General features: G+C 45.0%; 22 protein-coding genes. 10 read left to right on the top strand and 12 right to left on the bottom strand.

The annotated features are described in order from the left end of the window. Positions 1-237 precede the first annotated feature (237 nt). The 3 genes from tssI to KHO06_RS26660 all read left to right on the top strand — a co-directional run bounded on the left by tssI (position 238) and on the right by KHO06_RS26660 (position 4,725). Positions 238-2,553: a type VI secretion system tip protein VgrG gene (gene tssI / locus KHO06_RS24365; protein ID WP_212582742.1), complete on the top strand. Its 2,316-nt coding sequence runs from the start codon at positions 238-240 to the stop codon at positions 2,551-2,553. After that, complete coding sequence (locus KHO06_RS24360; RefSeq protein WP_244858424.1) at positions 2,553-4,007, top strand: hypothetical protein; 1,455 nt, start codon at positions 2,553-2,555, stop codon at positions 4,005-4,007. Before tssI ends, KHO06_RS24360 begins: the two co-directional genes overlap by 1 nt. A gap of 400 nt (positions 4,008-4,407) precedes the next feature. Then, the gene (locus tag KHO06_RS26660; RefSeq protein ID WP_244858423.1) at positions 4,408-4,725 is read left to right on the top strand and encodes a hypothetical protein; all 318 of its coding nucleotides are present in this window, start codon (positions 4,408-4,410) and stop codon (positions 4,723-4,725) included. Positions 4,726-4,831: 106 nt separating this feature from the next. Here the strand turns inward: KHO06_RS26660 and KHO06_RS24350 are convergent, their stop codons facing one another. From KHO06_RS24350 to KHO06_RS24325, 6 genes are all read right to left on the bottom strand, one after another. Then, positions 4,832-6,409 (bottom strand): DEAD/DEAH box helicase, encoded by a 1,578-nt coding sequence (locus KHO06_RS24350; protein WP_212582741.1) that lies wholly within the window; start codon positions 6,407-6,409, stop codon positions 4,832-4,834. A gap of 263 nt (positions 6,410-6,672) precedes the next feature. Further along, complete coding sequence (locus tag KHO06_RS24345) at positions 6,673-9,069, bottom strand: carboxypeptidase-like regulatory domain-containing protein (protein WP_244858466.1); 2,397 nt, start codon at positions 9,067-9,069, stop codon at positions 6,673-6,675. A gap of 76 nt (positions 9,070-9,145) precedes the next feature. Then, the gene (locus KHO06_RS24340; protein WP_212582740.1) at positions 9,146-9,838 is read right to left on the bottom strand and encodes a molecular chaperone; all 693 of its coding nucleotides are present in this window, start codon (positions 9,836-9,838) and stop codon (positions 9,146-9,148) included. Next, entirely contained in the window at positions 9,835-10,269 is a 435-nt protein-coding gene (locus tag KHO06_RS24335) for a DUF4402 domain-containing protein (protein ID WP_038890769.1), read from the bottom strand. The genes KHO06_RS24340 and KHO06_RS24335 overlap by 4 nt, the downstream gene beginning before the upstream one ends. 66 nt (positions 10,270-10,335) lie before the next feature. Continuing rightward, entirely contained in the window at positions 10,336-10,770 is a 435-nt protein-coding gene (locus KHO06_RS24330; RefSeq protein WP_005429677.1) for a DUF4402 domain-containing protein, read from the bottom strand. 548 nt (positions 10,771-11,318) lie between these two features. Then, complete coding sequence (locus KHO06_RS24325) at positions 11,319-12,023, bottom strand: lipoate--protein ligase (RefSeq protein ID WP_212582739.1); 705 nt, start codon at positions 12,021-12,023, stop codon at positions 11,319-11,321. A 242-nt stretch (positions 12,024-12,265) separates the two neighbouring features. Here KHO06_RS24325 and KHO06_RS24320 point away from each other — a divergent pair, with 242 nt between their 5' ends. Beyond that, complete coding sequence (locus tag KHO06_RS24320; RefSeq protein ID WP_212582738.1) at positions 12,266-12,730, top strand: hypothetical protein; 465 nt, start codon at positions 12,266-12,268, stop codon at positions 12,728-12,730. Between the two features lie 79 nt (positions 12,731-12,809). Then, positions 12,810-13,136 (top strand): DUF4156 domain-containing protein, encoded by a 327-nt coding sequence (locus tag KHO06_RS24315; RefSeq protein ID WP_212582737.1) that lies wholly within the window; start codon positions 12,810-12,812, stop codon positions 13,134-13,136. A gap of 105 nt (positions 13,137-13,241) precedes the next feature. On the opposite strand, the gene KHO06_RS24310 is transcribed toward KHO06_RS24315, so the two are convergent. Beyond that, the gene (locus KHO06_RS24310; RefSeq protein WP_212582736.1) at positions 13,242-14,270 is read right to left on the bottom strand and encodes a hypothetical protein; all 1,029 of its coding nucleotides are present in this window, start codon (positions 14,268-14,270) and stop codon (positions 13,242-13,244) included. 437 nt (positions 14,271-14,707) lie between these two features. Then, on the bottom strand, positions 14,708-15,856 hold the full coding sequence (locus tag KHO06_RS24305; RefSeq protein ID WP_212582735.1) for a PLP-dependent aminotransferase family protein: 1,149 nt from the start codon (positions 15,854-15,856) through the stop codon (positions 14,708-14,710). 131 nt (positions 15,857-15,987) lie between these two features. Between KHO06_RS24305 and KHO06_RS24300 the strand changes: the two genes are divergently transcribed. Next, on the top strand, positions 15,988-16,857 hold the full coding sequence (locus KHO06_RS24300) for a helix-turn-helix domain-containing protein (RefSeq protein ID WP_005428639.1): 870 nt from the start codon (positions 15,988-15,990) through the stop codon (positions 16,855-16,857). Positions 16,858-16,909: 52 nt separating this feature from the next. Here KHO06_RS24300 and KHO06_RS24295 read toward each other — a convergent pair whose 3' ends face one another. Beyond that, positions 16,910-17,950, bottom strand: a complete 1,041-nt coding sequence (locus tag KHO06_RS24295; protein WP_050917600.1) for a DUF4382 domain-containing protein — start codon at positions 17,948-17,950, stop codon at positions 16,910-16,912. 247 nt (positions 17,951-18,197) lie between these two features. On the opposite strand from KHO06_RS24295, the gene KHO06_RS24290 reads away from it, so the two are divergent. Beyond that, positions 18,198-18,437 (top strand): YdcH family protein, encoded by a 240-nt coding sequence (locus KHO06_RS24290; RefSeq protein WP_005532354.1) that lies wholly within the window; start codon positions 18,198-18,200, stop codon positions 18,435-18,437. Positions 18,438-18,523: 86 nt separating this feature from the next. Here the strand turns inward: KHO06_RS24290 and KHO06_RS24285 are convergent, their stop codons facing one another. After that, a complete protein-coding gene (locus KHO06_RS24285; RefSeq protein WP_212582734.1) occupies positions 18,524-19,177 on the bottom strand; it encodes a cupin domain-containing protein in 654 nt (217 codons plus the stop codon). Positions 19,178-19,490: 313 nt separating this feature from the next. On the opposite strand from KHO06_RS24285, the gene KHO06_RS24280 reads away from it, so the two are divergent. Genes KHO06_RS24280 through KHO06_RS24270 form a run of 3 tightly spaced genes read left to right on the top strand, consistent with a single transcriptional unit; the run spans position 19,491 to position 22,347 of the window. Beyond that, a complete protein-coding gene (locus KHO06_RS24280; RefSeq protein WP_010645943.1) occupies positions 19,491-20,633 on the top strand; it encodes a membrane protein in 1,143 nt (380 codons plus the stop codon). Then, a complete protein-coding gene (locus tag KHO06_RS24275) occupies positions 20,623-21,549 on the top strand; it encodes a zinc ABC transporter substrate-binding protein (protein WP_212582733.1) in 927 nt (308 codons plus the stop codon). The genes KHO06_RS24280 and KHO06_RS24275 overlap by 11 nt, the downstream gene beginning before the upstream one ends. Before the next feature lie 3 nt (positions 21,550-21,552). After that, positions 21,553-22,347: a metal ABC transporter permease gene (locus KHO06_RS24270; RefSeq protein ID WP_212582732.1), complete on the top strand. Its 795-nt coding sequence runs from the start codon at positions 21,553-21,555 to the stop codon at positions 22,345-22,347. Positions 22,348-22,471: 124 nt separating this feature from the next. Here KHO06_RS24270 and KHO06_RS24265 read toward each other — a convergent pair whose 3' ends face one another. Next, positions 22,472-23,818: a DUF1501 domain-containing protein gene (locus KHO06_RS24265; RefSeq protein WP_212582731.1), complete on the bottom strand. Its 1,347-nt coding sequence runs from the start codon at positions 23,816-23,818 to the stop codon at positions 22,472-22,474. 5 nt (positions 23,819-23,823) lie between these two features. After that, entirely contained in the window at positions 23,824-25,308 is a 1,485-nt protein-coding gene (locus KHO06_RS24260; protein WP_045372383.1) for a DUF1800 family protein, read from the bottom strand. Positions 25,309-25,431 lie beyond the last annotated feature (123 nt).

Genomic DNA, 25,431 nt, shown 5'->3' with positions numbered 1-25,431 from the left:
TCACATACTGACACATTCAAAATCGGTACATGACCGATTAAATAACCATACAAAAAGTCATATTTTGGGTGTCACAGATGATTGGCGTATTTTTCCCCAATAAATGCCTAGTCTAACGTGCAAATTATCTGTTAATTCATCACGGTGATGGACGTCATATAACTTGATACAGTTTGGCCAATTTAGCGTCTGTGGGGGTGTGTACACACTTCTTCATTGTCATAAGAGTCGAACAGTATGGTTAATGATGTAGATTTCACCTTTGATGTGTCTGGGTTCTCCGGTGCATTTAAAGTCGAAAGCTTCCGGATTACGGAAACAGTCTCTTCTCCCTTTGAAATAAACTTGACGGTGTTGTCCGACGACGATGCCATCACGTTTGAAGCCTTAAGTCGAAAAATGGGCGTCCTAAGCCTGTTTGGTCAAGGTGTAGGAACGGCTCGCCAGTTTAACGGCAGTATCTCTGAACTTCGTTACTTAGGCTCTGGCCGCCGCTTCTCGCGTTATCATATTACTTTGGTTCCACACCTCTGGTTTCTCACTCAGCGTCAGGACTGTCGCATCTTTCAGATGCAAGCGGCTCCCAACATCATTCGTCAGGTCTTTGATGATGCAGGCATGAGCGATTACCGCTTTGAACTATCAGCGCAATACGAAGCGAAAGAGTACGTTCTTCAATACCGTGAGAACGACCAGCATTTTGTACAGCGACTAATGGCAGAGCACGGCCTTTGGTATTATTTCGAGCATAACGAGGCTGGACATACCATGGTCATCGTCGATAGCAACGATGCGATACCTGAGCTCATCAGTTCACCTACTAATGCTTCTTACCTAGGACCTGTGATTTATCATGCCCAAGGTGGTGGCACGCCAGATCGAGAACACATCTTCGACCTCGAACAAACGCATCGTACTCGCACTGGCATCGTCAGCTATGGCGATTACAACTATCTCACGCCGAAAATCCCACAAGGAAAAAGCGCCGATGAAGGCCCGAACTTTGATTTGCAGCGCTACGACTATCTTGGCCGTTATACTTCACCAGACTTAGGGCAGCAGCGTGTAACGGAGTGGATGTCCGAATACACGGTGGACAGCCATCAGATTGAAGCTGCGAGCGATATCATGCGTCTCACCGCAGGCTACAGCTTCGATATCAGCCAGCACCCTCGTTCAGGCATCAACCGTGATTACCTCATGTTGACGGTGATGCACACTGGCTTTAACCCTCGTGTACACGAAGAAGAATCGAGCGATGAGCCTACAACTTATCACAATCAGTTTGTCTGCTTACCACGAGACGTCACATTCCGTGCACCTAAAATGGCGTCACCTGTCGTTGATGGTCCTCAAACCGCGGTTGTAGTTGGTCCTGCGGGTGAAGAAATCTACACCGATGAATATGGACGCATCAAAGTTCAGTTCCATTGGGACCGCTATGCGCAAAGTGATGAACATAGTTCATGTTGGTTACGTGTTAGTCAATCAATGGCAGCCCCGAACTGGGGAGCAGTCTATCTATCTCGCATTGGGCATGAAGTGATTGTGACCTTCCTAGAAGGCGACCCAGACCGCCCGTTAGTGACGGGCGCAGTGTACAACGGTCTACACACGCCGCCATACCCATTACCAGAAAATAAAACTCGCACCGTATTTAGAACCCAAAGCCATAAGGCTGAAGGTTACAACGAAATGTACTTTGAGGATGAGAGTGACCAAGAAGAGGTTCACTTCCGCGCTCAAAAAGACATGAAGACCAAAGTACTTAATAACCGTTATCGAGACATCGGTAATGATGAAGAGTTAAAAGTCGGCAACAACCAAGAAAACAACATCTTAGGCGACCGTAAAGAAGTCATTGATGGGCATAAAACCTCCAGTACTAAGCAAACCTTTATGGAGCAAGTTGAGGAAGATGTTCACGTCACTTACAACGCGAATGAGAAAAAGCAAATCGCGAATAATCAAACACTATCCATTGATGAAAACCGCCAAACAATGATTGGCAAAAGCACGTCTCTAGACATTGAAGGAAATGCGACACTCGCTATTCTAGATAGTCGTTCTGTAGATGTCGGAAGTGACGATTTACAAAGCATTGGTGCAAACCTCACAGTGGATGTTCAAGGTAATACGTCTATACGCTCAGATGGAGAGACGACCTATATTTCTGGAGAGGAAATCAAAGTTCAGGTTGGCTATGCGGGATTAATACTAAAAAGCAGTGGTAAGATTCAGCTCTATGGCTCTTCGATTACGATAGATGGTGGGTCTGAGAGCATCATCAAAGGTGGTAAAGTCGCTATTAATCCGGGTAAAGGTAAATCTCGCTTTATAGAAGCTCCGCCATATGAGTCTTTTATGCGTTATAACCAACGCATTGTATTGAAAGACCAGTCCACAGGTGTTGTACATGCAAACAAGCAATACAAGATAGTGTTTGAGGATGGAAAGGAAATTTTTGGTAAAACTAACGACAAAGGTCAAACATCGTTAATAAATACCAAAGATTTAGAGGCTTCGTTTGATATTTACTGGAGAGAAATCTAATGAAAGATGACCTATGGATTTATGCAGGCAGCTCAAAAACAACAGATGCGAACGATAAAGAACCAGTAGAGCTCAATGTTGCTGCAGGCAATATGTTTTGGGCCGATGACCAAAGTGGTCAGGATTTAGATATACAATTTGCTGTAAATGGTAAACGTAGTCCCTCGTTACCTAAAGAATTCACCCCTAAGGCGACGCTGATTCCAAATACAGTGGAGGGTACGTGTAACTCTCTTGAGGTGTATGTGAATGGGCAAGGCTACACGATATTAGAAAATAGGTCGATGGAAGGAATTCAGTCTCCAGGTGACCTAAGAGCTGCGATACTGACTTGTCGTGCTCAGTCTAAGAGTCAAAAAACGTTTTTAAAGCCGAATGAAACTGATAATGATAGCGAAGTTATTACTTTTCTGAAGTCAAGTTCTAGTTTAGTACTTCCGGAGAACCTTATCGGTAAGGTTTTTAATATTGACCAAGTATCTGAGGAGGTTATCTCTGCACTTTATGATACCCTAGCTGAGAACTCTTTATTATTCTACGATTATCTCTCAGACAGTAATATAAGCCAAAATGCCGTTGCCACAACGTTGGTTCAAACAGTCGATCACGGGAAAGCGTACTCTTACTACAAAGAAAAGTATGGCATTGATGCTGCGAAGGCATATCTAAAAGAGTTTATAGTCAATGGGCGTTTTACAGTCAAAAGAATGGCGCAGTGGAATGGAAAACTGGGGGTGGTGTTTAAAGGTGACCGCCGAAATCGTTCGTTCCTTACCGGTATCAACTATGGTATTGATGGTGATAAGGTTCAAATGGTCAGTTCTATTGTTCAAGTAGCAGATGACTTAAAATCAAAAACAAAGTTGAATCGTTTCAAAAGTACTATTAGTAATGCAAACCCAATCAAAGGCACAAATATCATTTCTTTTGTTTTCGCAACTTCCTTCGATGTTTATGAGTTTTTCACAAAAGATATCGGTGAACAAAATATTGCGGAGTTTTTGGGAGCACTAGGGATAACTACGCTAAAGTTGTTTTTATCGGGCGCTATCGCTATTTCATTATTAGCCTTTCTAGTCAATGCCTTTGCTGTAACGTTAAGTGCTGGGGTTTTACTTGTTGGCATCGCAGGGCTGTCTTTTTTAGTTGGATGGGGCATCGATTCTATTGACTCTGAGTTGGGTATTAAGGACAAAGTGAAGCTATTTTTACATGAAGCGTTTCCTGAATTAACGATTGAGAATATGATAAATAAAGATATTGATAGAAATAAAAGTGAAATTGATGGTTACATTGGCTCAGGGGCCATGCATGGAACAGGTTTTTTTGGGTTTTTAGAGGCTAGTATGGAAATTTACTCGGACGATAACTATAGTCCTGAAAATATGAAATTTAGCATTTCTGGTATTTCTTTTATAATGGCTATGTTTCAACTTGTATACACTTTTTTTTGATGCTCCATATTATTCAAAGGTGTTTTGTTGGGCATCTTTATTTATTATTTTATTTTTTCAGATATATCTTTTACAAAAAAAGGGAAAGATTTTTTAAATAAAAGAGTAGAAGTTGGTGTTATTTTTCCAGTATATGCACTATTAGTTTTAACTTTGTATGTATTAAGCTCAGTTATAGTGGGTTCTAATTCAATATTTGACCCTGTTTTTTTAATGTTTATTTTATTGGTTTTGATTTTTTTTATTTGGTTTTATCTCAGGTGCCTATTTTAGCGACAAGAGTAAAGCTCTTAAAAATAGTGTAATTGTTAGAGGAAATGAAGTTGAAATTAGAAAACTAGATATCTTTGGTATACTTAGTCTTCAGAGAATGCCTTTCCTCAGAGCTCCATTAAAAAAGATGCGAAACGCGCTGTATGTTGTTGTCTTTTTTATCGGTACTGGTGGTGCTGGTATTGGTATGGGGGTTGCGGAACTGCTAAAACGTTCTGATATTATTAGTCCTGAAATCGGAGTTCATTCAGTTCTGTTTTTCAGCCTAGGTGTGCCTGTATTGTTCACATTCGGAGTGTTGATTTATTCGATGGTGGCTTATCTGCTGGAGTGGCGGAAGCTGATTGCTGGTATCGAAAAAGAGTTTGGTGAGCATAAAATCATCTTCAACTCTAAAAAAAATTCTTATAAGAAGATTAGAGAGATATTAGATTCCAGAGAGTAATTCAAAAAATGTATTTTCAGTAACCAGCTATAACATAGTTTTCACTGTTAGAAAAAACAAAGCCGCTGAGATTGTCAGCGGCTTTGTCGTTTTAACTCGGTACTAATTATTTAGCTACTTGCGGACGTGGCTTACGACGTTGTCCTGATGGCTTGTTGCCTGACGGTTTACCATTTGAAGGCTTTGCGCCTGCAGGCTTGTTGTTGGGCTTGCGGTTACCTGATGGCTTGCCACCGTTACCGTTTTTATTTGCGCCCGGTTTGTTCGCACCAGACTGGTTGTTATTCGGTTTGTTACTACTTGGCTTGCCGTTTGAGCGAGCTTGACCGTCACGGTTGCCTTTTGGCTTACCAGCGCCGGCTTTGCCTGATTTGTTTTCGCCTTTACCGTTTTTGTTGTCACTGTTGAAACGACGCTTTGGTTTGTTGTTACCGCCGCTGTTTTTCTTCTCAGCGGTTTGACCGTTTTCACCTTCTGCTTTTGGCTTCTTAGGCTTTTTCGGTTTCTTTGGCTTGATAGGGCGAGTATCAAGCTTCGACTCTGGCAATACGTTAGTTGGTGCGTAGCCTTCCAGTTCTTTACGAGGAAGCAACTGTTGAATCAAACGTTCAATCGCAAATAGCTCTGATGCTTCAAGTGCGCACACTAAAGAAATCGCTTTACCCACTTCACCAGCACGACCAGTACGACCGATACGGTGAACGTAATCCTCAGCCACTTTTGGCAGCTCAAAGTTAACCACTTGAGGAAGCTGAGGAATATCGATACCGCGTGCAGCAATGTCTGTTGCAACTAATACACGAACTTCGCCAGATTTAAAGTCAGCCAGTGCTTTAGTACGTGCGCCTTGGCTCTTGTTACCGTGAATCGCCGCTGCCGTGATCTTTTGGTCGATTAGGAACTTGGCTAAGCGGTTCGCGCCATGCTTGGTTTTGGTAAATACCAATACTTGTTTCCAGTCACCGTCTTTGATCAGTTTGACCAGCATTGGCGCTTTCTTCTTCACGTCTGCTGGGTAGATGCATTGTTCTACGGTGCGTGCTGTCGAGTTTGCAGGGTTAACTGAAATCTCAACTGGGTTGTTTACCAAGCCTTTTGCAAGGTCGCGGATCTCGTTTGAGAACGTTGCTGAGAACAATAGGTTCTGGCGCTGTTTTGGAAGCAACTCTAGAATTTTACGAATGTCACGGATGAAGCCCATATCTAGCATACGGTCTGCTTCGTCCAGTACTAGCATCTCTAGTTGGTCGAACTTCACTGCGTTTTGGTTGTATAGGTCCATTAGACGACCTGGTGTTGCAACCAATACGTCTGCACCTTTACGTAGGCGAAGCATTTGTGGGTTGATCTTCACACCACCAAATACCACTGCACTCGTTAGAGGTAGGTGACGGCTGTACATGAACACGTTTTCTTGTACCTGCGCAGCAAGCTCACGTGTTGGGGTTAGCACCAATGCGCGGATGTGGTTGCCGCGTACACGTGGGCCGTTCGACAGACGTTCAAGAATCGGAAGCGTAAAGCCTGCCGTTTTACCTGTACCAGTCTGTGCTGCTGCCATTACGTCTTTCCCTTCCAAAACAGCTGGAATTGCTTTTGCCTGAATTGGCGAAGGGGTGTCGTAGCCTTTTTCCTGAATAGCTTTAAGGATTGGAGCAGATAGACCTAACGAGGTAAAACCCATATGTATGATTCTCAATTGTCGAGTTGGATAAAAAGTCGTCGATTTTATGTTCGACGCGAAAAGTGCGACATTCTGAGGCTTTTAGGCGTTGGCTTCAACTATTTCCGTCATGGATAAATATTTGAGCTAGATCTCATTTTCAAATTGCTCAATGGAGGTAGGGTTCGGCACGCCGCTTTTTCATTCAAAAAGAGGAGGGAGCTTTGCTGATGTGCACTGCATATTTATCTTTTAAATCAGCAGTATCCGTATTTATTAGACCTTCAATAGAAGTCGGAAACTTGGTAGTTAAGTCCGCTTATCCAAAACTCATTGTCGAGATGCGCTTGCATCATTCTTTTTTGTTGGCCGTTTTCTAAAGTTATGAGATAGAGCCCAGACGTTAGCCCTTCCACCATATAAAAGCCATCCTCCTCAATCTTGCTTGAGAACTCCATATCATTGGCTATGTGTTTAAAGTGCAGGTAGCTGTTGCTTTCGAGTTGGCCTTCTATCACGCCATCAACGCCAAAAGAGGCGATCAAAACCACGGATATTTGTGTTATCCCTGCTTGGCGTGTATTGACGAGAATGGGGTTGTGCTGCGTGGTTAAGTTAAGGTCTAGTGCACTTTCATCAACATAGATGGAGAGATTATCGTGGGCAGGAACTTGGTGAAAAACAAACTTGCCGTTTTCATCGCTCATGGCGAACTGATCGAGCACGCGCAAACTCACATTCGGGATTGCATTGCCTTGTTGGTCGACGACGGTACCAACGAGTTTTGCGAAACTGTATTTGCTCCAATCTAATAGCTCGGCAATGTTGTCGTCGAAATGGCTGCGAGCTGCGGCTTCCGTCGTAAGCTCGACACCGTATTGTTCATGATTGCCAAACAGTTTGATTTTGAAGTTTGAGTTCACCCGAGCTTCGACCGTTGCGGACAATTCGAGATCAGTATTGTTATAGCTGGCAGACAGGTTCGACATAACTTCCTCGAAGTACTGCCCGTGGTTGAGCCAGCAATCGGTACAAATATTTCGTAATGAAGCTTCAGTCTGCTCGAGAGAGCCGGATTTATCCCATGACCCTTTCACACGCCATGAGGTATCTGAAAAGCCATTTTTGGCGAGTTCGATAGTGTGTAAGAAGTCGTCGACATTATCTTTCTTATCGTGGGTATAATTAGATTCATAGCGGAGAAAAAGATTACGAGCGACTTTCATACTGACTTGAGGCGAGATTTTATAGCCACCGTCTTCATGCCTTAGATCCAGATAGGCATTATAGTAAGCGCCTGAATAGCTGTATTTTAAGGCGTCGTACAAGTCGGAATTCCGTGTGAAATTCACAGATTTGTTGAGCTCCAAGCTTAACGATTGGGCGCGGCCAAACTGCATATCTAGCTCAATAGGGAAGCGCTGTAATTCAGGAATCCAACCTACTTGCATTGCTAACCAGTGGCTCGGAAGATACCGTGTTTGGAAAGCCAGCAGCGTGTCGTGCTCCGCGATCAACGCGGTGGTTCCAAAGGTTAGGTAGTCATCTATGCCATACTCGATGATACCCGCTCCAACTTTGGCGCCTTCAAAGTCGACGATGGCATCTACTCCCCACTTTCCTTTCGGAAGGAAACCGCCATCCAAGCCTGCGATAACGACTTCCTCTTGCTGCCAAACGCCTTTCGCCAAGTAATAGCGAAACGTGAGTGTGTCACCTGGCGCGATATTGTTTTCTTCGATGACAAAGCGCCCAAAATCATCAGAGCGATAGGAGCTTTGATAAATCCCGTTGACCAACACATCGATGTTGATGTTTGGCTGCGTTGTTCGTTCAAGTTGCAGATCGCCAAATTTAGGTGTTGTTTCATGATTGGTGTAGTGAAACCCATTTTCTAGAATCACAGGGTTGGAGTAGAGGCCGCCATCTAGTAACACATGCCCGAGTTCAACTTGATTACTATTGTTTGGTGGGGCGAGCGTGAAGTTGTAGTAAGCCACAGGTTGATCTTCCCGTGAGTCAATAGACAGCTGACCTATCCAGTTCTCAGTGCTCATCAGCGAGTCAGAGAGAAGGTATCCTCCTTCCTTGTTATCGCTCTCATATGACGCGGTTGCAGAAAGGCGTGTGGAGAACCCCAACGTTGATAGCGGCCTGACCGCAGGTTGTCTTGCTAGCTTTTCAAGTTGTTTGGCTTTTTCGCGAGAGTCGCGTTTTAGCTTTTGAATTTCCTCTTCCAGCTCTGAGGGAGACTTATAGCCCTTGTCGATGATGAGTTGATAGTCTTCGATGTACCAACGAGCTTTAACGGGCAAGCAATCGTTAAGGCTGCGCCAGTGGATGAGCCATTCCTGTTCATAATTGAGGACCTGAATGGGCTGTTGTGGCGAGTTAGACCGGTAACACACACTGTGGGCCAGATCGATAATGAAGGCCGGAGTCTCTCGTGCCATGTCCTGTGGCAAGTGAATTTCACATCGCTGTTGAACACAATCTCCATGCATTTCTAATAAGTAGGCAATACTACTCTCGATTGGCAGGTAGGGTTCTTCCTCATCGTCCATCATGACACGATAAAAACTGTCTCCTACATTGCCTAACCGAACTTCAATGTGCGCAGGATACAAGGATAACTGCGATGGTTCGTTGGCGAATAATGGAAAAGAGAGGGCGACGAGCATCGACAAACACAGCCCAATGTAACGTAGTCTCATTCTGGTTAGATTGGGCTCGGTGCGTGAATCGATGTAAGGCAGATTACAAGGTACATTCGTGTAGTGATTGTTCGTCTTGTGTGATCAGAACTTTAGTCTTAGCCGGTAGCGATCTCACAAGCTCTGATTGTCTAAGTAGTACCAACTTTTCTTGAAGGTTTTCAGCGTTTAGCATGGCGTTAAACTGATATTTACCTTTATTTTGAATGCGTAACTCGCCGCTTTCGCACTGGAAGAACACATCTTGTTTTATCTCGCCGCGTTGTGCATATACAGGGATATAGCTGTTCACTCTGAAGTCGAGATTAAAAGAGGGGCCCGTGCTTTGTGAGTCTGTGGTTTGGCCTTGGGCCAACGTGATCGGAGAGAACCACAAATACGCTCTATATTCACCATTGTCTTTATCTGCTGGTAAGGCGCTGAATCTCAGGCGAATGGTGCGTCGTTGGTTTGGCTTTAATTCACGAATGACAGGTGGAGAGACTTTAATCCACTCCGCAATATCTTCTGTTTGCGCGATGTTTTTATCGGTGCGGGTGACACCTCTCAAAGTGATAGGGCGATAAACCGGTTTGATTTCAAGTCGAATGGGTTTGTCCGAGCTGTTTTCAACGATAATCTTCTCGGTCACTGACTGATCTGCATTCAGCACCAAGCGGGTCGGAGCAATCAACAGTTGCGCATGAATAGGTAGCGAGATGATCACTGTTGTCAGCAGTAGAATTAGGTGCTTCATCGATAATTAACCTCAAAAGGAATGGTGCCAGAGTAGTTGCCAGCTGGAATTTTTGCGCCTATCCGAATCTTTGCGCCGATACATAACAATTTGCTTCTTCCATTGCTGTTTATTTTTGTGCGCCCGCGTTTAGATAAACCGCACCCGTAAAAAATTCGACGTATCTTAATTTTTCGAGATGTCTTGTCATGATTAAGATATTGGTTATTAGGTACAGTGACGGTAATTTTTTTCCCTGGTTCACCTTCAACATAAAAGCGGACAACATACAGTTGATTGTGGGCAGGGCTAGAAACCGCATTTTGTCCTCGTCCAGATAAATATGTTCCTGGAAAAGAGATTCCCATATTTTCTGGTACGATCGTTAATGCCAAGCAACTTTGGGGGGTAAATAAAAATAACCCTAAATAAAAAGCGACTTTTAATGGCATGATATTCTTATACTAATAATGGCGGCACTATATTATTGCCGCCATTTCATTAAACGATACTATTGATTACTGGTAAGTAACATCAACTGGAACGCTTGCAGAGTACGTACCAGCAACAAGTGTCGCTGTTGATACTTCTGCTGTACCGCCAATTTTAAGCTCTGCTGTACCGCCTGTTAGCGTCAGTGTAGGAGAGAAATCAAAGGTCGCTGCAACGTTGTTTGCACCATTTACAAGGTTAGTACCAGCGATAGCAACATCAACGACTTCACCAGCACCGCCGTCGATAGTGAAGGTCGCAGCGCCAGCGTCGCCTTGAGCAATCACAACATCTGTCGTACGGTCTGAAGTGATAATACCGAAGTCAAGATTCGACGTTCTGGTCATAGTGATCGCTTGTTTTACTTCTAGAGTCGCGTCAAAAGTATCGCTCACGGCAAAAGCGTTCATTGATGAAAGGGTGAGAGCAGATAGCGCAGTAATTTTTACAAATGTATTCATTTATTTACCTGTTATGTTTTAGTGTGAGTAAAATATTTCTTATATATGAGACAAATAACATTGGGGTTGGAATATTTGCCAGGTAAATAAAATACATAGAAACCATAATTTGTAAAAATGTTTCTCTGATTAAATAGTTTATATATAAATAACTTGAACAATGGTCACATAAACTATTAGTGGTTACTAATTAAGCTAATCTTATATTGTGGTTAAAAGTGATTTTTACGAATTAACCATATAAATACTGTGCAGTTATTGGTTGCATAAAAATAAGGTGAATATTATTCAATATAAATATTACCAACCTTTAATGAAGAGGATGTTAATGTAGGTTTTAATAATTAAGAGATAGCAATTGAGAAATAATTAAATTTGATCTCTGTTATAACATTACATACTTATAATATGATGCTGGTGGCAAATAGGGCTCAGCCCGTATGGTGATATAAGGAAAATCGCTAGTCGATAAGCAGTGTGGGAGAGACTTATCCGCGCGCTGTGGTTAGCTCCCAAAAGAGATGGGAGCTTGTGAAGACTGGTTAGTCTTACTTAGCATGATCTAAGAAAGCTTGAGTGATGAGTTGGAACAAGGCATCCACACTCGGTCTTTGCTCAATGTGGTTAAATAGGGGAGTGTGGACATCACCGCGAATATGATCGGCATGGCCACACAATTGATTGCACAGTTTTACCGGCTCAACGATTTTCTCGACATCAGCATCAATAAGAATGCAGGCTTGAGAAAGCACAACTTGTCCGCCGCCTTTCTTCAGTAATACGCGCTGCGCTGTCCCCACTACTTTTTGTCCACCGATATTTAGGTTGTAGTCGCCATCACAGTAGGAATTTGGTGTTGCATGTACGTCGACATTTACATCAAGCTGCTCAAAGAAGACAGTGAGCACGGAACACAGATCAAGGTATGCTTTCTTAATGTCGTATGGCTGCTCTTCTGGCCAATGGTAAATATGTGAGAGATTAATGATCCCCGGGACTTGCGGGACTGGTGCGCCCCCTGTTTTTCTTGAGAAGAGCTTCCAGTTTGTGTCTTCAAGGCCTTGTTCAAGTTCATCCGAAATAGGCCACTTCTTGCCTGCCGGAAGAACCAGTGTTGGGCTTTTCACCTGCCATAACAACAGCACTTGAGAGAGTTGATCCGTTTGCACGAGTTTGATCAACTCATCTTCCTTGCTGAAGACATCCTCGACTTCAATGGATTGATAACGGATCAGTTTATTTTTGGAAGCCAAATTCAGTCCCTCTTTTTCATCTACTCTTCAGTTTTACTCCAATTTTCTCACAAAATCCAATGGCGCTCTCATTTTTGTGCATTTATTAATTGTGTTTTAAAACATGAGGTTAATAGAGGTTTTTGCTATTTCTCTGATAATTGAGATGATTTATTTTAATTGCAATTGTTGCGTGCGCAATGATTGTTGTGTAATCTTTGTCTCGTACCGTTACTACTACATCTAAAAAAGAGAATATCGCTATGAAAAAGACACTCAGCCTCGTTCACCGAATCAGCTCTATGACTGCATATATGTTAATCATGAGCTTTTTCACCAGTACCGTATTTGTTGAACTTTTTGGTGATCAGCAGGCGATTGTTGCGGTGAAAACCTATATTTCGTATGCGATTTGGGCGGTAGTACCTTTGATGGCAGCGGCAGGAATCACAGGTGCTAAGATGGCGCCTAAAGTGAAAAAAGGCCCTATCGCAGCTAAGAAAAAACGCATGCCTTTTGTCGCCATGAACGGTGTTTTAATTCTTGTGCCTGCGGCGATTTACCTTCAGCATCTTGCTCAGCTTGGGCAGTTTGATACCACTTTCTATGTGATACAAATCGTTGAGCTGCTTGCAGGCTTTACCAACTTGACCTTAATGACACTGAACATTCGTGATGCAAGAGCATTAAAACAACCAAGAAAAACTGTGAAATCAACGGTTATGTAAAGCATAAAAAATTTTTGTTGTTCATTGCTTAAACGATAAATAGAATCCGCAGTCTATTTAATTCTAAGGCGATGAAATTATGAAAAAGTTAATGACTGCTGCAGCATTAGCAACGTTATTAACTGGCTGCGTGACCTTCCCAACACAAGAGTCCGAGCAAGTGAAAGTGATTTGGGATGATGTAAACGCAATCGCAAACTGCCAGCACCTCGGCACCGTACTGGGCTCAGAAGGCCATTTTTACGACTACTGGCTGCACGCAGATAAAGACATGGTTTGGGGAACACTCAACCAAATGCGCATCAAAGCAGCAGAGCTGGGCGCGGATACGCTTTACTTGTATCAACCGCTAGGATTCTCTAGCTCAGTGACTATGTTCGCTAACGCATACCAGTGTAAAAACTAAAGGAAAAGCAGACGTGATAGTCTGCTTTTTTGTTTTGATATCTAATGTTTTCTCTATCTGACGCAGTTGTTGCATAGTGCAATTACGGCTTAATGTAGCTACTGTCTAATTTAGCCCTGCGGTCGCCATAGCAACAGAATCCGTAAAGGATAGGGTGAAGGCTTCATCGGTGTTAAGCACTTTTGCAGGGAACTTTAGGCTTAGCTTCGCTTCTGGTGCGACTTCTGATTCGATACTGGTAATGAACTGACGAGTTTCTCCTGGAGAGATGGTCAAATCTTTGCCCGCTTGTGGGCCAAGCTCGGCAATACCGATGGTCGTCAGTCCTTTCCCTTCGCTATCGACGAGGCTGAGTAGCGACTCCGATTTATAAATCAACTCACCTTTATCGGTCTGATACGCTCTAAACGTATTGAAGTTCGGCTGTAATTCACCGTCAGCAGCGAGGTTAGTCACAGAGAAGGTGACGTTAGAGCCATCAAACTTCTCGACTCTTACCAGTACGTTAGCATCTTGATAGCGTGCGGCTGCCGCTGCGGCTGCCATTTCTCGTTGTTTTTCTTTCTCACGTTCGATTTCTGCCGCGTGCGCTTTTTCGGCTTCAATCCTCGCTTCTGCCATCGCGTACGACTTATCAACCATGGCCAATAGAGCAGGAATAGAGTAGGCGGATAGACCTTCTAAGTGGTCAAAATCAATCTTGGCGTTGGTCGTTAGCTTGTTGGTCGAGAACTGACAATGTCCGTCGATAAGGCTAACAAACGCGACTTCAAACGTGTTTTGTAACTTGCTTACCTCTACGCCGGCTTTCTCGATGTTTTCGCGCACTTGCTGGATTTCTTCTAATGACTTCTTCGGCAGCAAGCCGTTTGGAGAAACATCGTTAGAAACAGAAACCAGCGCTTCTGTGACGAATGGGTTGTTCTTTGCTGGAACAACGGTCGTGACTAGGTTGGATTGCGTGATGTCTTCACCCAACAGCACGGTCATTTTTTGAGACACGGCGGTTTTGTTACCTGCTAGTACGTCGCTACAGTTTGGTGAATTGCTCGCGTGTGCTACTTGCATGGCAGCGAGTGAAAGTACGGTGGACAAGCCTGTGACAACAAGTCCTTTCGATGGTCGAATGTTCATCCTGATAAACCCCTCTGTAATATGATGCGCTAAGCCGACGTGTATAAATCCAATCACGGATTGGTGTAGCGACATTCAGAATGGTTGTAGTTGCGTCCTTGCGGCGTTCATCTTCACAGACTGCTTTGCTGATGGTTTCAGCGCAACTTTTGATAGTGATAAGCCCTCATGATCAAAAGTGTTTGAATTCGCAGATGATGCGACAAGGTCGATGCCTTTTTTCTGAAAGATAGACGTAACTTTTCAAGGCTTCAAATGCGTGATCAAGATCTCTTTTTTGCGATCGTTAGAGGATCAAGCGAAAACAGACACTTAACGTAGAGAGTTGATTTTGAGAGAAAAAAATAAATTTTTTGGGGAACTTTTTTGAAACGCTGCCTTCGAGACTTAATTCGCATCTCAAAGGCAGGTATTTGGATTCTAAGGTGTAATTTATATTACAGCGCGTTCAGTACGTCGGCTAAACGAGTTACGGCAACTTTGAGCTCATCAGGCGTTGCGTTGGTGAAGTTGAGGCGCAGCGCTGCTTTTACTTCTGATCCTTCTGGATAGAACACTGGGCTAGGTACAACAGCCACACCGTTCGCAAGCAATGATTTTGCTAGTTCAAAGGTATCGCATTCTGGAATTTCCACCCATACGAACATGCCACCATCAACAGGCTTCAATACACAATTGCTAGGAAGCTGTTTTTCTAGCTCTGTGTACATGACATCGTAACGCGACTTGTAGAGTTCACAAATGGTGCTGATGTGGGTTTCAAAGTTATCGTGTTGAAGCAGACCGTGCAGCAGTGCTTGCATTGGTACGCTGGAATGCAGATCCGCACCCTGTTTGATTTTAATTAACGGTTCTAGGTAACTGCTTTTACCCGTCACCACACCAATGCGAAGACCCGGAGAAGCGATCTTAGAGAATGAACGCAGTACGATAGAATGCTGAGGACAGAAATCGGAGACAAGCGGCAGTGCTTCACCAGAGAAACGCAACTCACGGTAAGGTGCGTCTTCAATAAAAGCGACGTTGTATTGAATACAAAGCTCTGCAACTTTCTGACGCGTTTCTAGCGCCCAGCAAACCCCTGTTGGGTTATGGAAATCGGGTACAGCGTAGAACATCTTCGGCTTTTGTTCTGCAAAGCATTGCTCTAGCTCTTCAAGGTTTGGACCAAATTCTGTTTGAGAGACAGTCACGATGTCCGCCTGAACCAAACCAAACACCTGCATTGCACCAAGGTAGCTTGGCGCCTCCATCACGACTTTATCACCCGGGTTTACATAAGCACGTGCAATCAGATCTAAGCCTTGCTGAGAGCCTGTGGTGATCATTGCGGCGTGTGTTTCAGGCAGTTTGAAGTAGCCGTTTAGGAACTCTAGCAGTGGCGCGTAGCCTGCCGTTGAGCCGTATTGAAAAACTTCAGGCATGTTTGCCAAGTTTTCTAGCGTCGGCTTCATTAAGTCGATAGGGAAGGTCTTTTCATCGGGCAAACCGCCAGCAAGCGAGATGACGTTTTTATCGCTAGCGGCAGCGAGGATCTCTCGAATGTACGATGACTTTACTTGTTGTAGTGACTGTGCGATTTCCATGCGTTGTGCTTCTCGTATTTTTTTAATTTTGGTTTTAGTTGAAAGATATTATATGGGAATTGCTAAACTTGGTGTGTCCATTTATGCTGTTAAACATGTCCATTTATGCTATTTAAGTAAAACGCCCACTTATGAGCCAGCAACAGGTTTCCAGAATCAATGATGTGTTGTTCTACATTCATCAAGACATCGGTAGAGAATTATCCGCCAAAGAGCTGGCTGATGTAGCAGCGTATTCTGAGCAGCACTTCCACCGTATTTTTAAAGACGTCGTTGGCGAGTCAATTCACCAATACGTTCGTCGCACCCGAATGGAATACGCCGCAAACCAGTTGATGTTTGATACCAAATCATCGGTATTGGAGATTGCCAATAAGTGTGGTTTCAGCTCGGTGTCTTCGTTCAGCCGTGCGTTCAAAGCCACGTTTGATATGTCACCCGGCGCTTGGCGTAAGCACGATTTGCAAGTTGCTGAGAAGCCATACCTCAAAGACCCAGAAGTGGCGGCGGGTTACCATCGAGTCGCGAAGCGTACCTTACCGGAGCCAAAGATAGTTGAAGTGCCACAACGCTTTGCTGCTTACGTTCGTCATGAAGGCTACAACCGTTCTATTCGCAATGCTTGGTTGGTGCTCAAAGCTTGGGCGAACTCAGAGCATCGTGACTTTTCCACCCAATACGGTTTGCATCATTCTAATCCTGCTTGGGTTGAGTTAGATAAATGCCGCTACGTTGCTTGTATGGAAATTGATAAGCCGCTTAAGTATCGGGGCGTTGTGAATCAAATGACCATTCCGGGTGGCTTACATGCGGTATTTCGACTTACTGGGGTTTATGGTGAATTGCTGCCGCAGATCAGTATGGTATTAGAGAAATGGCTGCCTAACTCGGGCTTCAAACAACGCTCGACGCCAGCCTACGTGCACTACCATAAAAATCATTTCCTCAATCATGAAGAGGCGTTCGAGTTAGATTTCTATTTACCGATCAGCTTCTTTTAACGAAAACAGCAAAGCCATAAAGTAGGCTTTGCTGTTTTAAGTTGGGAAGGAGTTATAAATCAGCGTTGGTATCGCTGCCTGCAGAAACACTCAATCCACTTGTGGACGTGTAGATACTGAATGTTTCACCATCAACAATGCCCTCTTCCGAGTCATCGTTAGCGGTACAGGTGTAACCAACCGAGTAAGTGCCTGGTTCTACATAGCCAAACTCATATTGGTAAGTCGCCCCTTCATCTTCGGTAACGACATTAGCCGAAGCGATAGGCGATTGAGCTTCGCTCGTTGCGAAGGTTCCCATGTCGGATTCTGCAATGTCACCTTCATAGAGATACACTGCATGAGCATAACCGTTGCCTGATGGGGTGTCGGTTTCACAGCCTTGGTAGGTTGTGAGTGCAACGTTACCCTCGATTTCACCAGTCGTGACAGTATTGATCAAGGTGACCGACGTGCGCTGAATGGTGTAGCCTTCATCTTTGCCTGTTGCGTCTTTCAAACCTCGGCGTAAGTCAAACTCGACCACGTAGTCATTGTTGTCCGAGTTAACTGCGAATGCGTTATTAAAGAACAATACGCCAGCATTTGGTTCAGATCCGACACCTTGAGGGCATCTACCTTCGCCTTTCACGGTCAGTGGCACTTCGTTTCCTGTGGCTTCTTCAACGACGTAAGATGGGTAATCAGGGTGGTCACCGTCATTTGCAAAAACACACAGTTGATAGTCACCAGTTGGAATGACTTCATCTTCAACCAGTTCTTGTGCATCACTACCTTGGAAATCCAACAGGTTTACACTCAGTGGCAGTGGCTCTTCACCATCTGGCAAAAGGTCACCATTTTCATCCACGTAGTTACCGTCTTCATCCGTTTTGTAAACTTCGAAGATTTGAGGTTCACCTTCACCGTCCCCGACAGGAAGAAAGGCAACTTTGCTGTAAGTGACAACAACTTCAGAAACATCATCAATCGGGGCATCAGAAACAGAAAGCGTGACTGGTGTTGTGGTGCTGACTGTATCGCTATCAGAGTTACACCCGGCAAGAGCAAAAACAACGGCAGCGCCTACCAAGCTGTATTTCAGAGAGTTCATTGTTATTTCCTTTGTGATAGAAAGCTCTATAAATGTAGCTTAAAACCGCTGAATGAAATGAACATCACGTTAACATCAAGCTAACAATGGTCAATTTGAGTACGAGAGTCTTAAGTTTCTAAAGTGTCGGTCAAAATGTGCTCAAATCGACAATTTCCCTTTGGCTGAAATGCTATGGTGGCTTTAAGCGTTGCTTAGGAATCAAGCAGCTTATTTAACTAAAATGTACTCAGCCAAAGAGGTCTCTATGTTAGGTGAAAATCACTCATTAACTCATGAATTCCCAGAACATTTGGATACCATCACTCAACTGACGGCAAACGACAGCGCGTTTGCTGAAAATGCAAAAAACTACAACCAGCTCGACAAAGAAATCCGCGAACTCGAATTGCAAGGAAATCCAATCGACGACCATGAAATGAACACACTCAAACACAACAGAGCGGAGCTAAAAGACTGGCTCTCCTCAAAAATTATGAGCGCATAATTTAACGGTTATGTTTCATGGATAGCGGCTCGGTGATTCGAGCCGTTCTTGTGTTTCGCCTCGATTACTTGATAGGAACGGCTTAGTTAACTTATAGGTAAGTGACCAGTCTTCACCCAAATCACCGTTTCTTCGTCGACAAAAGGGAAATGCTCACTCCTATGAGGGCTACGCAGCCAAGTGTAAGTGGGGTATTCGCCAAACTCGTCTTTGAACTCTCCAGATAACACAAAGATCTCTTCACCACCAAAGTGGCGGTGTGGCTGAAACTTTTCGCCCTTCGGCCATTTTACTAATGCGACATGCTCGTGCCCGAACTTGTGCAGTGGCATCACTTTTAGCCCGCCAATACCCGCTAACCACTCTGCTTGGTTCGTATTGATACGTACGGTCTCTAGATCATTGGGAGCAAATTGATTGAGTTTCACTAAGATAACGCAACCCCCTTTGCTGAACGGAGCATGGTGACTGCCGGGTGGGTTACGAAGGTAAGTCCCCGCTGGGTAATCACCATCTTCGTCAGAAAATACGCCTTCTAGCACCAGTATTTCCTCGCCATATGGGTGAGGGTGTGTTGCGAACTGTGAATTGGGCTCGTACTTGACCACGCTGGTGGTATGCCCGGACTCTTTCGCCTCTCTTTCCAATGGTTTACGCCAAACACCAGCGGCTGGGCTAGCAATCCAATTTTGTTGATGGGTTTTAATCACTAAACGTTGTGAGAAGTCCATGTTGAGCATTTTGTGTTTCCAGTCCTGCCGCCGTATTGATTAAGTATATGCCGTTTCATCGATGCCAGCTTTTACCCCTTCAAGCGGGGGAGTATCCCTTGTTTAGCAACATCGAGCCGCCAAAAAGAGAGCGGGGCAATGATGATCATACAGAGCTTAAATTGTGGCGAAATATCATTAACCTTATGATTGCTATTGATAATTTGCATAGAATTTAAATTTACAAATTGTTACATAACTCGCTTTTTTTAGGTTTTGTTATGTTATAACATCTGCGAAATATTAAGTGGTGTTATAACATAACAAAATAAGGAAAAACGTAGTGAATAAGAAATTGGTCTCTTTAGCGGTTGGTAGCTTGTTTGTTTCCCCAGTTTTTGCCGATACGCTGTCGAACCCTCAGATCGGCGTGGTACTAGACGGTTACTATCAAGATGGCCAGCGTAACAACTCAGAGCGTGAAGAAGGTTTCGGCCTTGGTCACACTGAGGTGAACATGTCTGCAAACATCGATGATAAATTCCACGGCTCACTGACGGCGGTTCTTGAAAGCCACGGTGATGAAACCGAACTGATGCTTGAAGAAGCGTTCATCGAGACTCTAGCTCTTCCATACGGTTTAAATGTGCGTGCAGGTCGATTCCTTTCTGATTTTGGTTACCTAAACAACCAGCATATGCATACCGACAGTTTCGTAGAGCGTCCAATCGCTTATCGTACTTTCCTTGGTTCGCATTACTACGATGATGGTGTACGCGCAAACATCGTGCTACCCACAGATCTTTACGTGAAGTTTGGTGTAGAAGCGCTAAGCGGCAGCAAGATGTCTTCTGTTGAAGATGGCTCTGAGGTGGGTGTTTACACGACAACGTTGAAACTGGGTGACGACTTCTCTGAGTCTTCAAGCTGGCAGTTTGGCCTAAGTTACCTACGTAACGAAAACGGCAAAGTGACGGAGTTTGAAGATCACGACCACGGTCATGCAGACGAGCATGGACACGATCATAGTCACGGTGCAGCGGTAACTGGCGCTAACCTTTACGGCGCAGACTTTGTATGGAAGTGGGCACCAGACGGCAACTACAAATACAGCAACTTCACACTATCTGCTGAATACATGCTGCTAGACGGTGTGGTAGACAGTAAGTTCAAAGACGATGCAGAATCACCAGATAACCTAAGCGCTTACTACGTGTCAGGTGTTTACCGTTTCAACCCAAGCTGGTCTGCAGGTCTACGTTACGGTGAGGCAGAAAGCTACGATGGCCACGCACACGGTGACCACATGCACTTCACGGCTCTAAAAGACAAAGAAATGGATGCGATGATCGCGTGGGATTCTTCTCACTTCGGTACAATCCGAGCGCAATACTCTCGTATCGACAACCAAGACAGCGAGACAGACAACGTATTCACTCTGCAATATGTGATGACATTTGGAGCGCACGGTGCACATGCGTTCTAAGCTTACGCTCAGTAAATGCAGTGTAGCGATGATGGCGGCGGGGGCTGCCATCATCTCTTCGCCTGCTTTGGCGCTGAACATCTTCGTCTGCGAGCCAGAATGGAAAGCCTTTCTTGAAAGCCATGCACCAGACGCCACCATCTATTCTGCGACGACCGCTAAGCAAGATCCCCATTACGTGCAAGCGCGTCCTTCTTTAATTGCCAAAATGCGCCAAGCGGACATGGCGATGTGTTCTGGTGCGGAGTTAGAAGTCGGGTGGCTGCCGATGCTGCAAGTTCGCAGTAGTAATAGCGCGGTGCAAAATGGCGCATCAAGCATGGTTTATGCGACCGATTTCGTGCGCATGTTAGACACTCATGATCATGTCGACCGCAGCATGGGGGACATACATGCGCACGGAAACCCACATGTGCAGTTTGCGGCGAATGACATGATTCCCTTGTCACGGGCGATCACTGAACGCTTGAAAACCATCGATCCAGATAACGCGCCAGCCTACCAACTTAACGGCATGAAGTTCCGAGCTCATTGGCGTAAAAAGCTGAATGAGTGGCACGAGAAAGCGGCACCGTTAAAAGGCAAACAAGTTGTCGGCTATCACGCTACCTATCGTTATCTTTACGATTGGCTTGGTATGGAGCAAATCGCTGACCTTGAACCGAAACCGGGAATCTCGCCAACCACTTCTCATCTGCAATCATTAACCAAGTTAGAGGCCAATAGCTTTGATGCGATTGTATTCTCATCGCACCAAGATAAACGCCCCGCGAACTGGTTACAGCAGCAGACAGATAAGCCTCTGATCCAGTTACCGCTCACGGTTTCTAACGGACAACGTCTTGATGAAATGTACGACCAAGTCATCGACGAATTGCTAGGTGTGCTGGTGCAGCCCGATCCGGTGAAGAGCTAAACCATGACAGAGTACGCATGGTTATTGCCCGCGGTGCTGTGTGGCCTGATCGCGTTAGTCGGTAACGTGGTGCTTGGTCAACAAGTGCTAAAACGGCAAATCATCTTCATTGATTTGGCGGTGGCACAAGTTGCCGCATTGGGGGCTGCACTCAGTCATTATTGGCTGAACCAATACGCGCTCTTCTCGGGTTCCTTCTTCGGCGAGATGGTAGGCCCTTGGGTGATGTCGTTATTGCTGTGTGGTTTGATTGCTTTAATGGAGAAGCGTTACCAACAGCATTTGGAGCCGATGATCGGCAGCTTGTTTGTGGTCTCCGCCTCACTGGCAATCTTACTCGTAAGTAAAGATCCGCATGGTGCAGACTTTATCCAAGGCATTCTTAACGGGCAGTTATTGTGGTCGACATGGGATGATGTGTGGCCTTTGGCATTAATCACCGCGGCGATGTTGCTGTTGGTTTGGCTAAAACCTGAATTTATGCAGGGCAGTGGCTTTTACCTGATCTTTGCTATCTTGATGCCAATAACGGTCAAGCTCACGGGCATCTATTTAGAGTTTGCTCTGTTAGTGATTCCGGCTTTGTGTGCCGCGGCGTTAAAAGGAACAAGATTCTTCATTGCGAGCATCAGTATCGGTTTTGTGGGGATCTTGTCTGGCATTGCAGCGTCTGCTCGGTACGACTTACCAAGCGGAGCGAGCATTGTGATTACTCTATTTATCGCGGGTACGCTGTTTAATTTCTTGGTTCAGCCTTGGCTGCATAAATCGCCCTCCATTAATGAAGAGACGGCGTGACCATTCTCCAAATGATAAAAAGGCTCCGCGTGAACGGAGCCTTTTGTTTAGCACTGCTTTTTCTTATTAGTAACCATGTAGACTATTAATAGATTACTTAGTTACTTATATATCTCCCTCTATATTAGCAAGATTTGAACAGAGGGAGAGTCTGAGGTTGGATTGAATCTGTCAAAGTGTTATCCAGCGCAGGGAATAATTGATTAATTCCCGTTTCAGATAGCCCCAACCATGCCATTAAACTCGCATGAAGCTGATCGGAAGAGATGGTTGGAATCACACGCCCACGCGAGAGCAAGTAAGGGCTTGTCTCAGATAAGTCTGGATATTCACCCACGATCGCTTTTCCTGCTACACCGCCGCCCATCACCAATGCGTGGCTTGCCCAGCCGTGGTCCGTACCATCCGTACCGTTTGGAATCAAAGTACGACCAAATTCCGAATGGGTGAACGTCGTTACCTGATCAAACAAGCCATTGTTTTCCAAAGCCAATTGGAACGCGGCCATCGCTTCTGCCAACTCTTGCAGCAAACCCGTTTGGCGGCTAATTTGAGCAGAGTGCGTATCGAACCCACCTAATTTACAACTAAAGTACTGCGCAGGATGCTGGAACTGATCTTTATGCAGCAGCAGTTTAAATACCGCTTTTAGTTGATTACCGATGCGTGTTTCTGGGAACACCTCAGTAATCTCGGCATTCAAAATCGCGCTGAACTCCTGATACATTTTGGTTGAATCCACCGCAACACCAGCATAATGAGACTGAAATACATTGCCGTAACTGCCCGTGTTTTGCAGTTGATCAAACAGATCTCGCGAACGTTGATCATTAAAAATATCGCTCGGTGGTTGAGAGCCGACCGAGTTAGATTGCGCATCGATACAGTTGGTCCACACTTGCGTGCCGCCAATATCAAACATTGGTGATAGCTCATTTAGACTGCGCAGCATAGTGCCGAGCTCAGTGGAAGTCTTCGCGCCAAAGCCCTCTTTTGACAGAGACTTAGTCGCGTGAGACTGAACCATAGTGGATTGATGAGAGTGGCTGAACAAATGAGCAGGGCGAGTACTCTCACCATAAATCACATTGTTTACGCGTTGTGTCAGTGGACCTAGGTTTACAACAGGTACAAGGTTAGCATTATCCCAATAGGTCTTGAGCGCAGCCATGGCAGGGTTTAATGCCAGTTTTGCGTCATCATTGACCGCATCTAAATGAATACAGCTCGCCTCATCCAAAGCTAAGCTGCCACGCAGTGCTCGATATTGGCTGTTCGCCGGTGCGGCCGTTGGGATCAGCATATTGTAGCCATCGTTACCGCCCGCAAGGTCGATACCCACTACGGCGCGATAACCGTTTTTGCATTGATTGAAAGAGTCTGCAAAGGCAGGAAAAGCAGCAAGGTTAAGTGCAGAAACCCCAACACCAGCGGAACCTGCTTGTAAAAAACGACGTCGTGTTAAGTTCATGATGATTACCCCTGTGTGATGAATTCTGGTGAAAGCAGTGCGTTCATAACGAGATTCTTAATCTCTTTGCGCCATTTAGATTGGCGACTTGGGCACTGGGCGAGGTAATCGAGATAGCATTGACGAGCTTGCTCACTCATTTGATAAGCAAACAAATGTTCGTTGAGGTAATCCACTACGCCTTCGTCATCAAAAGCAAGGTATCGGGTGAACAGTACTTCATCCATGTACCAATCTTTGGCCTCTTCCTCGAAACGAGCGACAAGCTCACGGAACTGAATCCCATATTGGTAGATGTCATGCCATTGGTACACATTGAATTCTGGTGCCACTAGACCATTAAAATCAGGGTGGTTTGGTGCATCATCTGGTTGGTAATAATAAAACACAGAAGGTGCCGACAGTGGCAACGTTCGGTTATACCAATTGAACTGTTTTGGCCACATCAATACGCCGTCACGTCGCTTCACTTGTAGCGCGCGCATCGCATGGGTAAACACAGAAAGCGGGTCACGCAATTTACCCACTGTACTGCCAGAGCGAAGCGCGTCTTTATCCGTTAGAATCGCGATGATTAAGGCTTGCATGTCGCCATCAGAACGTTTGAACGCACGGCGCACGCGGCGAATATAACCTGCTCTTGGATTGCTGGTCACAAGTTTGTTGATGAAGAACTTAGTCACAAAGGTGTAGAGCGTATTTTGGTTCATCAAATGCTCGATCACCGCTTCCAGCTCTTCTTCTGCACCGACACCGCCAGGGAAGGTTTTACCAAGAATGGGCTTCTCACCCATATCGTGCTCGCCACGCGGTTCCATTGGCTGGCTGTACTTATCGTCACCGCGAATATCGATGAACTTCCAACCCGTAAACACACGCGCAAGTTGCTCGATGTCTTCTTGAGTGTAAGACGCCACTTCGTTACCTTCGGCATCCAAACGCACTTCACCGTTGTTACGAAGTTTAACTGGGCCAAGCGTGAACAGTTGCAACAGTTCACGTGCGTAGTTTTCATCTGGGGCAGTGAGCTCGTTAGAAACGTTATTCACAAAAGTCAGGTACTCACCCATGATTGGCGATTTCGACACAAAGCGAATCACATCGCGGAAGTTTCCAAAGGCATTGTCGAGCAACCCGTCGAAGTAATTACACATGTAGCGACGCTTAGAAGCTGCTTTAAACGCCGGATCTTTCACACTGACCACGAACAGTTGAGACAGGGTATAAGCAATACGCTGACGCAAGATATCATCGCCTTCGACCGTCATGCGTGTCCAGCTGCTGGCGTAATACAAGCCTTGCCCTAAATCCGGTACGTTGAGCTCATCTTGCTCAAAATGCTTCAGCCAAGAAGACGGTGTAATAAGTGTTTGTTGAGCGACCCAGTTTTCAATGCTTCCCGATTGAACAAGATCATTAATGTCACGTTGGGATGGCCCGAACGTGCACTGTTGCAGCGTTCTTGCTGCATCTATGTAAGCCTGATTCATTTTATCTCCCGTAGGTTTTGTTATCTTTCTCAGGTAAGGCGTCCTTTGCTACGTCCATATTTAAAAGCACGCCGTATCTTTAAATCGTAATCGAGAATTTTGATAACAAGAATGTAATACCCA

This window comes from Vibrio sp. B1FIG11 (assembly GCF_905175335.1).
Taxonomy (GTDB): domain Bacteria; phylum Pseudomonadota; class Gammaproteobacteria; order Enterobacterales; family Vibrionaceae; genus Vibrio; species Vibrio campbellii.
Note: the sequence above shows the minus strand (reverse complement) of the source record. Positions and strands in the feature narration are given on the sequence as shown.

Coding starts and splice junctions, on each gene's coding strand:
- tssI (WP_212582742.1), top strand. CDS start 238: ATGGTTAATGATGTAGATTTCACCTTTGATGTGTCTGGGTTCTCCGGT.
- KHO06_RS24360 (WP_244858424.1), top strand. CDS start 2,553: ATGAAAGATGACCTATGGATTTATGCAGGCAGCTCAAAAACAACAGAT.
- KHO06_RS26660 (WP_244858423.1), top strand. CDS start 4,408: ATGCGAAACGCGCTGTATGTTGTTGTCTTTTTTATCGGTACTGGTGGT.
- KHO06_RS24350 (WP_212582741.1), bottom strand. CDS start 6,409: ATGGGTTTTACCTCGTTAGGTCTATCTGCTCCAATCCTTAAAGCTATT.
- KHO06_RS24345 (WP_244858466.1), bottom strand. CDS start 9,069: ATGCTCGTCGCCCTCTCTTTTCCATTATTCGCCAACGAACCATCGCAG.
- KHO06_RS24340 (WP_212582740.1), bottom strand. CDS start 9,838: ATGAAGCACCTAATTCTACTGCTGACAACAGTGATCATCTCGCTACCT.
- KHO06_RS24335 (WP_038890769.1), bottom strand. CDS start 10,269: ATGCCATTAAAAGTCGCTTTTTATTTAGGGTTATTTTTATTTACCCCC.
- KHO06_RS24330 (WP_005429677.1), bottom strand. CDS start 10,770: ATGAATACATTTGTAAAAATTACTGCGCTATCTGCTCTCACCCTTTCA.
- KHO06_RS24320 (WP_212582738.1), top strand. CDS start 12,266: ATGAAAAAGACACTCAGCCTCGTTCACCGAATCAGCTCTATGACTGCA.
- KHO06_RS24315 (WP_212582737.1), top strand. CDS start 12,810: ATGAAAAAGTTAATGACTGCTGCAGCATTAGCAACGTTATTAACTGGC.
- KHO06_RS24310 (WP_212582736.1), bottom strand. CDS start 14,270: ATGAACATTCGACCATCGAAAGGACTTGTTGTCACAGGCTTGTCCACC.
- KHO06_RS24305 (WP_212582735.1), bottom strand. CDS start 15,856: ATGGAAATCGCACAGTCACTACAACAAGTAAAGTCATCGTACATTCGA.
- KHO06_RS24300 (WP_005428639.1), top strand. CDS start 15,988: ATGAGCCAGCAACAGGTTTCCAGAATCAATGATGTGTTGTTCTACATT.
- KHO06_RS24295 (WP_050917600.1), bottom strand. CDS start 17,950: ATGAACTCTCTGAAATACAGCTTGGTAGGCGCTGCCGTTGTTTTTGCT.
- KHO06_RS24290 (WP_005532354.1), top strand. CDS start 18,198: ATGTTAGGTGAAAATCACTCATTAACTCATGAATTCCCAGAACATTTG.
- KHO06_RS24285 (WP_212582734.1), bottom strand. CDS start 19,177: ATGCTCAACATGGACTTCTCACAACGTTTAGTGATTAAAACCCATCAA.
- KHO06_RS24275 (WP_212582733.1), top strand. CDS start 20,623: ATGCGTTCTAAGCTTACGCTCAGTAAATGCAGTGTAGCGATGATGGCG.
- KHO06_RS24270 (WP_212582732.1), top strand. CDS start 21,553: ATGACAGAGTACGCATGGTTATTGCCCGCGGTGCTGTGTGGCCTGATC.
- KHO06_RS24265 (WP_212582731.1), bottom strand. CDS start 23,818: ATGAACTTAACACGACGTCGTTTTTTACAAGCAGGTTCCGCTGGTGTT.
- KHO06_RS24260 (WP_045372383.1), bottom strand. CDS start 25,308: ATGAATCAGGCTTACATAGATGCAGCAAGAACGCTGCAACAGTGCACG.